This window comes from Alkalinema pantanalense CENA528 (genome assembly GCF_050753345.1).
Classification (GTDB): Bacteria; Cyanobacteriota; Cyanobacteriia; order Leptolyngbyales; family Leptolyngbyaceae; genus Alkalinema; species Alkalinema pantanalense.
Genome location: NZ_JBLZFX010000134.1, coordinates 1 through 12,909 on the forward strand (window position 1 = coordinate 1; position 12,909 = coordinate 12,909).

The 12,909-nt window shown below is 48.6% G+C and carries 8 protein-coding genes and 1 pseudogene; 3 read left to right on the top strand and 6 right to left on the bottom strand.

Annotation, left to right across the window (positions count from 1 at the left end; all coding sequences use genetic code 11):
- Nucleotides 1–56: 56 nt before the first annotated feature.
- Nucleotides 57–494: pseudogene (locus ACN4EG_RS25465) on the bottom strand (IS982 family transposase); the annotation flags it as partial.
- Between the two features lie 282 nt (nt 495–776).
- Here ACN4EG_RS25465 and ACN4EG_RS25470 point away from each other — a divergent pair.
- Nucleotides 777–1,676, top strand: coding sequence for a transposase family protein (locus ACN4EG_RS25470; protein WP_431633097.1), 900 nt, complete (start codon nt 777–779; stop codon nt 1,674–1,676).
- A gap of 57 nt (nt 1,677–1,733) precedes the next feature.
- Here the strand turns inward: ACN4EG_RS25470 and ACN4EG_RS25475 are convergent, their stop codons facing one another.
- From ACN4EG_RS25475 to ACN4EG_RS25495, 5 genes are all read right to left on the bottom strand, one after another.
- Complete coding sequence (locus ACN4EG_RS25475) at nt 1,734–3,179, bottom strand: adenylate/guanylate cyclase domain-containing protein (RefSeq protein WP_431633098.1); 1,446 nt, start codon at nt 3,177–3,179, stop codon at nt 1,734–1,736.
- Between the two features lie 203 nt (nt 3,180–3,382).
- Complete coding sequence (locus tag ACN4EG_RS25480; RefSeq protein WP_431633099.1) at nt 3,383–4,684, bottom strand: hybrid sensor histidine kinase/response regulator; 1,302 nt, start codon at nt 4,682–4,684, stop codon at nt 3,383–3,385.
- Entirely contained in the window at nt 4,681–7,476 is a 2,796-nt protein-coding gene (locus ACN4EG_RS25485; RefSeq protein WP_431633100.1) for a CHASE2 domain-containing protein, read from the bottom strand. The genes ACN4EG_RS25480 and ACN4EG_RS25485 overlap by 4 nt, the downstream gene beginning before the upstream one ends.
- A gap of 266 nt (nt 7,477–7,742) precedes the next feature.
- Complete coding sequence (locus tag ACN4EG_RS25490) at nt 7,743–8,765, bottom strand: DUF928 domain-containing protein (RefSeq protein WP_431633101.1); 1,023 nt, start codon at nt 8,763–8,765, stop codon at nt 7,743–7,745.
- Between the two features lie 172 nt (nt 8,766–8,937).
- Complete coding sequence (locus ACN4EG_RS25495; RefSeq protein WP_431633102.1) at nt 8,938–11,496, bottom strand: CHAT domain-containing protein; 2,559 nt, start codon at nt 11,494–11,496, stop codon at nt 8,938–8,940.
- Between the two features lie 237 nt (nt 11,497–11,733).
- Here ACN4EG_RS25495 and ACN4EG_RS25500 point away from each other — a divergent pair, with 237 nt between their 5' ends.
- The gene (locus ACN4EG_RS25500; protein ID WP_431633103.1) at nt 11,734–12,621 is read left to right on the top strand and encodes an Rpn family recombination-promoting nuclease/putative transposase; all 888 of its coding nucleotides are present in this window, start codon (nt 11,734–11,736) and stop codon (nt 12,619–12,621) included.
- A gap of 44 nt (nt 12,622–12,665) precedes the next feature.
- Nucleotides 12,666–12,836: a hypothetical protein gene (locus ACN4EG_RS25505; RefSeq protein WP_431633104.1), complete on the top strand. Its 171-nt coding sequence runs from the start codon at nt 12,666–12,668 to the stop codon at nt 12,834–12,836.
- The last annotated feature ends 73 nt before the right edge of the window (nt 12,837–12,909 follow it).

Sequence of the window (12,909 nt, forward strand, 5' to 3'; positions counted from 1 at the left end):
GGTGAAGGGTGGGAGGGTGGAGGGGAATCCCAGTTTTAGGCGATGTGCGACTTTTTTCAGGCATCGCAGACCAAGTTGTCAAATTGAAGCAAACTCCTTCCTAGATTATGATTGAGCCAACAGCAGAGGGTGTGAGCCAGAATTTTTCGGTTGACCCGACTGGTCAAATGCCAGAGGTCACGACAGCGAATTCGTTCCAAATGAAATCGCTCGGATAATTGACTGTTCACTGTCTCAATTAACCGTCTTAATCGCTGTGCCAGTTTGACCCATGCGGTTGGGCGAGTCTCCTCCATATTACTGCGAAGCGGGGTTTCAAGCTGAATTCCGCGCGCCGCTAAATCTTGTTTGAATTCAGCACTTAAATAGCCTTTGTCGCCAATCAGTAAACCTTGAATCCCTTGACTGATTTCCCAGAGTGCAACCCGTTCATCTGCATTGGCTGGCGTGACTAAAAACCCAGTAATTACACCATTCAGACTCACATTTAAATGGTTGAGTAGTTGAAAGTCACTCCGTTAGGGCACGGTCTAACAACGCCCGTGAACCCGACCGTTTAGAGATTACTGGTTGAGTCCGAAAGTCCATTCGCGGCGGTTTACGGGCAACGTTATGCTGACTGCCCAGAGAGAAAAAAGCCCTTCCAGTCTCTGTCTTTCCAGCATTTCAGTTCACGTTTCAGAATTGTGGTTATTACGATCGCTCCCATAATCGCATCATCAATAGACGTGTTGGGAAATAATGGATAATGTGAAGCAGTAGCCCAGAGCCTTCTCATGCTGAATCTGGAACGCATTCTCAAGCAAGACCGCCTGATGCGAGCGATGACTGGCCTCAATCGCAAAGCCTTCGATGCCTTGTTGAGTAGCTTTAGCCAAGCCTATGAGCAACTGGTGAGCAAACCAGAGACCGAGCGCAAACGTGCCCCTGGGGGCGGACGCAAAGCGACCCTGCGGACAACCGAGCAGAAGCTATTTTACATCTTGCTCTACTGCAAGTGCTATCCCACGTTTGACTTGTTGAGTGTGTTGTTTCACTTTGATCGTTCTTGCGCTTGGGACTGGGTGCATAGACTGTTGCCAGTGCTCGAAACGGCATTAGGGTACAAGCAAGCCCTGCCTGCGCGCAAGGTTCGGAGTATTGAGGAATTTGTCGAACGCTTTCCCGAAGTCAAGGAAGTGATCCTCGATGGCACGGAACGTCCGGTTCAGCGCCCCAAAGACTGGCAACAGCAGAAGGAGCATTACTCTGGTAAGAAGAAACGTCATACCCGTAAGCACATCACTGGCAGCACCCGAGAAAAGCGGGTGATTATCTTGACGCAAGCTAGACCAGGGACCGTGCATGACAAGCGGCAATTGGATGAAGAGGACTTAGTGGGCAATATTCCAGAAGAAGTTGCCGTGGTGGGAGATTTAGGGTTTCAAGGATTACAGAACGAGTTTGAGAACATTCATCTACCGCACAAAAAGCCGCGAGGAAAAGAGTTGAGTGACCAGCAGAAGCAAGAGAACCGGGAATTGAGTCAGCAAAGAGTTAAATGTGAACATGCCCATGCTGGGATAAAGCGCTATAACGCGGTGAGCACGGTTTACAGGAATCGTGTGCCTGATTTCGATGACCGCTTAATGTTCAACGCAGCAGGCTTGTGGAACTTCTACTTAGATGCAGCATAAGTTAGATAACAGTCAGGGCAAACCCTGTCCCAGAGCTGGTTTTATTTCCCAACAACTCTAGTGTTTATTACTGGCAACTATCATGTTTGCTTTGCCTTTGAGCCAGTAGGTTCGCATCTCCCCCTTGCCTTTGATCGGAATGACTCCCCGTTCTTCAAATTCATAGAGATGTTGAAGCATGTGGTAAGTGGTTTCACTCACATGGATGCTCCCTGGCTTGCCATGGGATTCCATGCGGCTGGCTACGTTCACCGTATCGCCCCACAGGTCATAGATAAATTTCTTTAAACCAATTACTCCGGCCACGACGGGGCCACTGTTAATTCCTACGCGGATATTCAGGGATTCGCCTCGGTTCTGATTGATGGTTGCTAACGTAGTCTGCATGGCGATCGCCATTTCCGCAATGGCCGCTGCATGATCCTTCCGTGGCTCTGGCAACCCTCCTACGACCATGTAGGCATCGCCGATCGTTTTAATTTTTTCCAGCCCATACTGTTCTGCTAGTCGATCGAACTGCGAAAAAATTTCATTCAACTGTGCCACCAGTTCATGGGGCGACAGGCGACTGGACAATTCCGTAAAGCCCACAATGTCGGCAAATAATACCGTGGCTTCAGAAAATCCGTCGGCAATGGCTTGTGGTTTACGTTTCAAGCGATCGGCGATCGGTTCCGGTAAAATATTTAGCAGTAACTTTTCAGATTTTTCCTGTTCTTGGGTCACTTGCTGCAGGGCTTTCTGCAAAGCCGTCATTGCCTCTTCTAGCTTGCGCACCGCAGGCCGAAAAATCAACACTCCTTCCAATACCAACACAACCAGCGTCACACCCAATAGACCAAACTCCAGAAGTTTGAGGTGAGCGACACCGTCCTTCGCTTTGTGGCTATACCAATGAATGATCTCACTATTGATGCGAGTAAATTCCTGTTCCGCTTGTAACAAGCGTGGGCCTGCAACGAGTTCTTCTGGATTGGCCATGACCGCAGAAGGTAATAACCGCTTGGGGGCTTGCAGACGATCGCGGGGGGCCGATGGCGTGGCATTGGAGCGAGCTTGAAAGGTAGACACAATCATTTGCGCGGCTTCTACCATTGCCTGGGAACTAGGATCCAGCTTTTTTAGCATGGCCTCTACTTCCGCAAAGTCCGCAGGGGACACCATGGACTGCAAATCCTGCCGGAGTACATCTTTACTCGTTTGCCATTGGCTCAGGACTTGCTGAAGTTCTCTGATGCGTTCTTGCCGTCGATCGGGATCCCGTAGCAGGGGAATGGCGATGGCATTCTTCAGCAATTGTTGGCACAGGGTCTGGCGATTTTGCGCGGTTTGAATAATTTTGAGATCGGTGGATTGTCGATCTAACTGCTTCTGAATGAGCACTTGTCCGACGATCGCAAGGGTCGCAATGGCCGTGAGCGATAACACATACAAGCGCGTGAGCCCACGACTGGGTGTGAGAACTGTAGCTGGAACTGACGCAGGTAGAGTGGAGGGTTGCATAGGGAGTACGGTAGGGAGCAACAACCGTAGGGCCATAGACCCAGCAGCGCAAAGCAGTGCGGCTTGGGTGGAAAGCCGTGGAAACCATGCTTAATATTCCCCAGTTGCTTCCTCGAATTCAGGACAGCGCCTGAATTAAATGTTGGGTTCGATCTCTGGGATAGTGCCTTGTCGTTCCTAACTGTTCAACCTGTTGCTACCCGTTAAAGAGGTAATGTGATGATAAATTCTGTGCCTTCATTAGGCATCGTCTGACATTGCAGTTGTCCACTATGCTTGTCAACAATAATTTGATGACTGATGGCTAACCCTAAACCTGTACCTTTACCAACTGCTTTCGTTGTAAAGGATGGATCGAAAATTTGGTCTTTTACCTCAGAGGGAATTCCCGCTCCGTTATCTTTAATCCGTACAACAACGTTTTCCTTAGAACCGTCTAAGGTAATCGTGATAGTAATAACGTTGGGGCAAGCTTCAATTTCTTTATAGGATCGGCTTTGATTCAGTTCATCGAAGGCATCGATCGCATTGGCAATAATATTCATGAACACCTGGTTGAGCTGACCAGGGTAGCAACTAATGGGAGGAACTTTGTCAAACTCCTTAACGATAACTATTTCCGGTCGTTTTTCATTGGCCTTTAAGCGATGTCTAAGTAGCATGATCGTGCTGTCAATTCCCTCCGCCAGAACAAACTCTACCTTTGAGGCAATATCTGCGCGGGCAAAGGTTCGCAGAGATAGACTGATTTCCTGCAATCGATCGACTCCCTGTTCCATCGATCGCATAATCTTTGGTAGATCTTCCGCTAGGTAATCAATGTCGATCATCTCTACCATGTCTAGAATTTCTGCCCCTGGATTGGGAAACTTTTCCTGATAGAGGTGAATCAAATCAAACAAATCTTGGATGTAGTCCTGCATGGGCGTAATATTGCCCCGAATAAACCCGATCGGGTTATTAATTTCATGGCCAATCCCAGCCACAAGTTGTCCCAGCATGGACATTTTTTCACTTTGCACCAACTGAATTTGCGCTTGTTGGAGCTGAGACAACGACTGAGAAAGTTCTGCAGTGCGCTCTTGTACCCGTTGCTCTAACGTATGGGTCAGTTGGGAAATTTGCAGATGGAGTTTGAGACGAGCAATGACTTCTTCTTGCTGGAACGGTTTAGTAATGTAGTCTACCGCTCCCAATTCTAGTCCTCTCACCTTATCCATTGTTTCAGACAATGCTGTCATGAAGATGATTGGAGTGTCTTGGGTGAGGGGATTTGCTTTCAGACGACGACAGGTTTCAAACCCATCAATTCCAGGCATCATCACATCCAAAAGAATCAGATCCGGACGGGCATATTCCGCTTGTTCGATCGCTGATTCCCCATCGGTGGCCATCAGCGCCTTCCATGTATTCCCTTGAATTGCCTCTGACAGCACTTTTAAATTGGTCGGATTATCATCTACCAACAGAATACAAATAGTTTTAGTCACGGTTGCTGTAATCACTGAGGAACTCCTGTTTCTAAATGCGATTTGAGCAACTGCCGAATTTTGCCCGTTTGGAAGTTGGCAGCGAACTTGCCCAGTTCAGAGGTAAAGGGAATAAATCGTCGATCTTGTTCAGAGATTTCTTTTAGCATGCCCTCAATTCCTGCGATATCTCCCATCATGGCGAGATGATAAAGCTGTTCTAAAGCTTCTTTAGCAGGAACTAAGGGGGTGCCATGGGCACCTTGTTCTTGATCCATAGCTTGCCCAGTGACTGGTTCAGCTTCCTCTTCTGTGTACACCCATTCCAATTCAATCAAGGTTTTCAGTGTATTGAGCAGATCCTCCATCTGCACTGGTTTAGGCAAAAAGGTCTTGGCTCCAACTTCTAAACTCCGTTGTCGATCGGTGTCAAACACACTCGCGCTAGAAACGACGATCGGAATTGAACTGGTTTGAGGAGTCTTTTGCAAATGCACAATGAGTTCAAATCCATCCATCATGGGCATGGTTAGATCAGCCACGATGACATCCGGCGTATGTTCGGTTGCAAGCTGGAGCCCTTGCTTACCATCCAAAGCTGTCAGCGTCCGGAATCCGATACTTTGGAGGAAGGTGGTTAGCATGGAACAATGGGTCTCATCATCATCGATTACCAGCACACAAGGTGTATCCCCCTGAATACCGGTCACATTGTGGTAACCGATCGGTTGGTGGGCCACATCCCAGTCGCGGGAGATCGGGAGTTCGAGATCTAACCAAAACTGACTTCCTTCTCCCAACTGGCTTCGCACCTGAATTTGGCTTTCCATCAGGGCTGCGATCCGTTGGCTAATGGCCAAACCTAAGCCCGTTCCATCAGGTCGCTTACCCCCCTCACCAACTTGCTCAAAGGGCAAAAAGATTTTCTCCAATTGCTCTGGGGTCATACCAATCCCCGTATCTTCTACCTGAAAGCGAATGGTGACCATGGAGGCGGTATCCGACACCTCCGTGAGGGGATAGGCTTTAAACGTTACCCCGCCTTGATCGGTGAATTTAATCGCATTCCCTAGCAGGTTGATCAGCAATTGCCGTAGTCGTTTTTCATCAACTTGAATACCATTCGGGAGGTGGTCGCTAATTTCGACATAGAAGCCAATCCCTTTCTGATCTGCACGAATGCTACAGATTTCTGTAACTGTATGTAGGAAACTGGTGAGATGCACACTGGAAGAAAAAAGTTCCAATTTGCGCGCTTCAATTTTGGAGAGATCCAGAATGTCATTAATTAACATCAACAGGTGGGAACCACATTGATGAATAATTTGTACCCCATCTAAATCCTTCGTACTCATATGGGATGACCGTTCCAGCACCTGCGCATAACCCAAGATTCCATTTAATGGGGTTCGTAACTCGTGGCTCATATTCGCCAAAAATTCGCTCTTAGCTTGGTTGGCGGCGTCCGCTGCAAGTTTTGCGGCATGGAGTTCACGGGTGCGCTCTTCAACTTTGACTTCTAGATTCTTGGAGTAATCGACTAGCTGGCCGTTTGCGAGTTCTAGTTGTTGATTGGTGTCTTCTAATTTCTGCTGTTTATAGGCATTGGTTGTCGCAATGACACTTGTGATGAGAGCGGCCAAGGTGGGAGAGACTGGAATGAACCACCCTCCCAGAAAAGCGCCATAGGCTCCTATGATCACCATTCCTGTCAGGCCAAAGGTCGCCCAAAAAATTCGGCCACCCAAAATTCTGCGGCGACTTTGCGAACTGGCTAACTTCCAACAGCCTGCCGATCCAATTAACGACCATAGGAAAATCCAGCCCGCAAGTTGTTCCCCGGAAAATCCTGCTAGGGTGGTTCCACCGTATTTGGCTCCTCGAACCAGTTGGTAGGCAATGTTGGCATGAATCACGACTCCTGGTGTGGGTTTTTGGGCATACAGCCAAGAATTACTAAAGGGCGTGCCAAAAAAGTCGTTGGTACTAGTGGCTGTCGAACCAATAAACACCATACGATCGCGCATCAAATCCGCTGGCACCCGACCCGCTATGACGTCTCGCATTGTGACGGTGCGAAAGGCTGTCTCGGACCCATGCCAATTCAGCAAAATTTGATAGCCCCCCAAATCCCCTTCTGTATAGCCTGCTTCCTGATTTTTCAACGGGAGATAGGTTGCTTTACCCAGCTTAAATTTTTGCTGTTTGGGGTCAACACTTTCTAGGGTAATATTTTCGGCTTCTAAGTATTTCAGGGCTACATAGGTACCCAATCCTGCTTTAATGGCCCCTTTATCCTTGGCATCCTCCACAGTTAACAAAGCTCGCCGCACTTGCCGATCGCCATCTAGTACCAGATCAGCCAGCCCCACTTGATCGAGCTTCTTTAATTCTGGGGAAGGTGGCACTCGATCGCCGGTTACTTTTTCAACGCCAATCAAGCTAGGGGTCGTCTGGAAGACTTTAACCAACTTCTCATGGCCACTTCCTTCCGGTAGATCTCGGTAGAGATCCAATCCGATAGCCCGAGGTTTTTGATCCCGAATTTTTGCAATGAGATCAGCTAAGGCCCAGTCAGGAATTGGCCACTTTTTGACCGTGCGAATATCTTCCTCGTCAATCGTGACGACTACGACAGAATCTGCAAAGGTATCCTGCGATCGTAATCGAAAGAATTCATCTCGCGTTTTCCATTCAGATAAGTTGAACAGCCCAACCAACTGACCAGAGATTACAGCCAGGGTTACCGTTGGTGTAATAATAAAAACACTACGAGTGCTTTTAAATAATTGCTTCAACTTATGCCACATAGATACGGCGAGCTTCATAGAAATCAAAATTTCAATCAATATAGAGCTACAGTCGATTGAGCGAAACGTGTTGTGATGAATTCTCGATCAGTTTAGCTAATGGTCCTCAGAACAATTCTGAAAACCTTGATCCACAACCAAAGGAAACGCCATCACAACACATTTCTTGAGGCATATCACCTGAATGGGCCAGCAGACTTTTACTCTGGATTGAGGAAGGAATGTGCTCATTTCACTGAAATGAGCACATTCCATTAGCAAAAAAATCTACTGTCTTCATAGCATTAGTTGGCTAATGCCAGCATCGGAGCTTTCTCAATGTCTTTTAAACCCACTGAGGACAGTAGCTCAGTCCATTGTTTGTTAAAGGTTTCACCATTGGACTGAGTCGATCTGACAGACGATAGAGTTGTTACACAGTCGTACCATACCCCAGCTTTACCCAACGCTTCTGCCCGCTTCAAAGCATCGGTCTGTTGGAGCGCAGCTTCTAGCTCAGCGGTCGGCTGAATCCGTTGTACCCAACCATCTACATAGGGCGTACTGGGGCTGAGTTGACCATCCACATCCAGTGCTAGGAACCACTGGTAGTTTTTTGACACCTCCAAAGCGGGAGCATCCGAGGGCAGTGTGACTGCCATGATGCCTGCTTGACCTGATACAGGCAGGGTCATTTGGTATTGAGTATTCCCAGCTTCATCCTTGAGGCTAAAAATTGCTTCTTGCGCCGAGGATGCGGGGACGTAGACCAAAATGGTGGGTCGCTCAGAAATCGTCGTTCCAAAGTAGCTTTGGGGTAATAGCGCTTTGATGGCGGCTGGCCCATCGGCACCAACGATGGAAGGATTGAGGTAGTAAGTCCCTACGCGAGAGGCTCCTCCTGAAGCTGAGGTGGGCGCACCATTGCCGCTGAAAAATTCGCCACGGGAAGCTCCGCCAGTGGCAACTTTAGGTGCACCATTGCCGCCGAAGAACTGCCCACGGGAAGCTCCTCCCGTTGCCATTCTAGGTGCGCCCTTGCCGCTGAAGAATTGTCCACGGGAGGCTCCCCCAGTAGACTGACGAGGTGCACCATTGCCGCTGAAGAATTGTCCACGGGAGGCTCCCCCAGTAGACTGACGAGGTGCACTGCTATTGCTCGGTGGCACAAACTTAAAGGCTCCCCGAGACGCTCCCCCAGTAGACTGACGAGGTGCATTGCTATTAGCAGGTGGTGTGAAGGTCACAGCCTGAGCATCGGGAGTGAGAAGACAGCTAGTTATCACCGCAAAAATGCTGAGTGTACTGGCGAAAGAATTATGTTTCATGGTCTTTACACCTAATTGGTGAAAATTTGAGGTAGATTCTAGAATCATTCAATTGGGAGCTACCTGCATCCTATGCAAGCGAGCCTGGTTTCGTCTGCCGAGACTTCACGGAATTTTGCAGCAGAAATACAAATTTCCTAGTTTTTCTGCTGCATCTTGCTCACTGGGAGTGTTATTGCCAATTGCCGACTAGAACAAAGGCAGACCAGAAAAAGGGATCCCGGAAATCTGTTTTTTGGATCAGTTCCAATTGGGCTTGTCGCAGTGCTTCTGCTTTAGAGATGCCTGGTTTGCTAAGTTGCTGATAGAAATTAGTCATGAGTCGAGAAGCGGCGTTGTCTTTGACCGGCCAGAGAGAGGCGATCGTTGAGCGTGCCCCAGATTTTACCGCCAAGCCCGCTAGACCCAATACTGCTCGATCGTCCCCTGTTGCCGTATCGCAGGCACTCAGCACTAAGAGTTCGATCGGTTTAGTCGTGTCACCCTGACGTTTTTTCAGCAGCTCCGACAACTCTTTCACATTCACCTGACCATCCCAAGTCAGCAAGAAGGTATCTTCCATACGGGAACTGAACTGACCATGGGTGGCTAAGTGCACCACATTAGCTTGAGAGCTGTTGACCTCTTGGGAAAGGGCCTGTCCAGTAAATTGTTGGTTAAACAATGTGGAAGAGGGCACCGTTTTAGAAATTTTCTTGACTTCCGCTTCTACTCCCGGCAAGGCGGCGAAGCCAGAGCGGGACTCACTAATTCCCCCGACGATCGCATCAATTTGACCAGGGTTTAGGGATTGGGAAGCCATTAACTGCAACCCAGGTGATAGGGTAACGGCGTATTTCTCAATGAGATATTGTTTGCCGTCGTAGAGAGCTGCCATGGGAATGTTGCGTAAGCGGCCATCCAGAACAAAGACTAACGTCTTAGTGTCTTTCAGGGCGTTGGCTTCTTCCGCTGGACGAATCAACCAATCATAGAGTTGTTTAGAAAGGCGGTTCCGATCTTTCACGTTAGATACAGGACTTAACGCCGATAGCATTTCCGTGAGCGTTTGTTCAACTTCTGCCTGGGGTTTGGGCGTTGAGTAGTATCGTAGGGGTTGACCTGCTGTGGAGTGAATAATAGCTAGGCGATCGGGCAAGATGATCGGATACACCACGGTAGCAGTGGGATCGATTTGGTCAATTTGCTGGGTTTTATCTAAACAAGCTTCCCGGAAGAAGTTATCGAGTTCTGCCACCTGAAGGGATTCGATTAGATCCCGAGCGTGAACTAAATTCTCTTGACTAGGTTGCCCTTCTAGTAATAGAGCTACCAATTCTCGGTAAACCGGTTCGACGCTTTCCCGGAAGGAGAACTGCATATCCGGATTCACCGCCACTAAATCGCCGCGCATTGCTTGTAAAGCTTTGACTGCTTCGGTGTAGTGTGAGATCGCCTCCGATCGATTGCCTTGAATGCGGTTTAATTTACCCAGTTGCCAGGTGGATTGGGCAATAATGTCATCCGCTTGAATTTGTCGCGCCAGTTGGAGAGATTGCTGGCTTAGGGTTTTGGCTTCTTTCCACTGTTGTGTACGTTGATACCATTGGCTCCATTGATTCAGGGCATGGGCTTCAGCTTGCTGATCCTGAAGTTGCTGGGCCGATCGCACTGTTTTTTCTAGAAGCTTGCTGATGGCAGGGATCGAAACTGCTTGTGCTGGGTTGTCGAACCGATTCAGTGTGGCCGCAAAGTTAATTGCGGTATAGAGCGAGGTGCGACTGGCAGGAAGTTGTTGAATTTGCTCTAGAATTTGGGGAGCGAGGGGTGCTGCTTCATCGGTCAAGCCGTAGTCTGCAAAAAGTTTAAAGCGTTGTAGACGGGATTGAAGTCGATCGAGGGGAGAGGTGGCAGCTTGATCAGCTTCCTCAAAATAATGGAGGGCCTCATCTGGATTGCCTAAATCTGCGGTCGCTCGCCCCAGGTTTTGCAACAAATCGCTCACTTCAGTGGTCAGGTTGAGCTTCCGTGCAATTTCTAATCCCTGTTCCAAAACCTTTTGACTATCTACATTAGCCCCAATCATATGGAGCGCAGATCCGAGCGATCGTAGACCACTGACCTTCACTTCTGAATCGGGCATGGCTTTAAGGCTTTGATTCAGGGCTTCCAACTGTTGTCTGGAACGCCGATAAAAGCCTAGGGTTTGCAGTGCCTGTGCTTGGTTGATCTGGCTACCGATACTCCCGATCCGATCGCCGGCTTGCTCGTAATATTTCTGCGCTTGTTGCCAAGTCTCTAGGGCGGCTTGAGCTTTTCCGGTAGACAATCGGAGTTTAGCTTGGGTATTGAGGCTCTGAGCCCAGAGGATGGCATCTGCTGCTGGAGCGGCTGCTTTGAGTAAGTTTAAGCTTTCTTGGATGGCAGCTTCTGCCTCTTGCCATTGGCTCAGTTCTTGATGACCGAGGGAAACATAGCTCAGTGCTAGCGCTTGGTTGAGTCGATCGCCGGAGGTTTGATATTGTTGGGCAGCGGCTTTCCAGGCCAGAATAGCTTCGGCAAACTGCCCAGCCCGGTAGCGATCGCGGCCCTGAGTTAATCCGGTAGCCTCCGTCGATCGGCTCACCGTGACTGTGTTACCCGACGAAGAGGATGAGGCGAAAGCAGGCGTCTGAAGAAGGGTGGCGTTGACGCCCAGTAGACCGCAACAGGCAGACAGCCACAGTGATTGAGATCGGAAGCGGAAGGTCATAGGATATGCTCAGTAACTGGCTGAAAAACTCCATGGGATGTACTGCCATGTTTCCCCGTTTGCAGAGGTAATCAACAGAAACTCAAATTTCTTTAGTGGTGACGACGGTCATCGACCCAAAAAAATCAGCTAGGATTCCCCGGCGTAAATGGACAAAGCCCATTCACTTCCATGTAAATGGAACATTAGAACTAATTGATACAATCAAATTGAGCTGCGATCGTTGGGGTGATTCCTATGATTTTCATTGATCCCAAAACCGATTTTGCCTTCAAGAAAATTTTTGGCTCAGAACAGAGTCATGCCATTTTGATCAGCTTCCTGAATGGCGTTCTTTACAATGGTCAAGATACGATTCAGGATTTAGAAATTCTCAATCCTTACCTCGCGCCCAAAATTCGAGGCGTTAAAAACACCTATTTGGATATCAAGGCCCAATTGAATACGGGCGAAACGGTCATTATCGAAATGCAGGTATTGAACGTAGAGGGCTTTGAAAAACGAATTCTTTATAATGCTGCCAAAGCCTACTCTACCCAACTTAACATTGGGCAAGATTATCCCCTTTTAAATCCGGTAATTGCTTTAACAATTACTGATTTCGTCATGTTCCCGGATCTGGACACGATTACCTCCCGCTTTATTTTGAAAGAAAAGGATTATCTCGTAGATTATCCGGTGTATGACTTGGAACTTGTATTTGTGGAGCTACCCAAATTTCGGCAGCCCTTAGAAAATTTACAAACTCTCACGGATAAGTGGATTTTCTTTTTGCAACATGCTCGGGATTTGCGCACTGTGCCCACCAGTATGGGCACAGTGCCTGAGATTCAACAAGCGTTTGAGATGGCAAATCAAGCCAATCTTTCGGCAGAAGAGTTAGATGAGTTGGAACACCAGATGATTTTTATTCAAGATCAACGGGGAGCCATTACCAAAGCTACTCAACAGGGGATTCAACAGGGAATTCAGCAGGGAATTCAGGCCACTCAAATCGCGATCGCCCGACGGTTATTTGGAACCCTGGCGGATGACGAGATCGCCCAGATTACCGGGCTCTCCCTACCAGAGATTCAAACCATTCGCCAGCAGGGAGCCCAAAGTCAAGGGGAATCGGCCAGTTAGGGTAAGTAGCGGGTACACAGGCTCATGACACTGCCCGTGGGCCGATGACTAACACCCGCACGGGGCGTCGTTCTCGGCTGGTTTCTCTGCGGGTCAAAATTGCAGCGGCATCCGTCGATCAGCCTTCACTGGCGCGATCGTCAATGTACTCAGTCATCGTGAGCTTCTCCTATGTTTTTGGTCTTCCTCTTCCGGTAAGAAAACCAAAAATCTAGCCATCCTGCCTCTTTGCAGCGACGAACAGGAAGGCTTTTGGAGTGCTAAAATCTCCAAAGCCTCTGCGTTGCC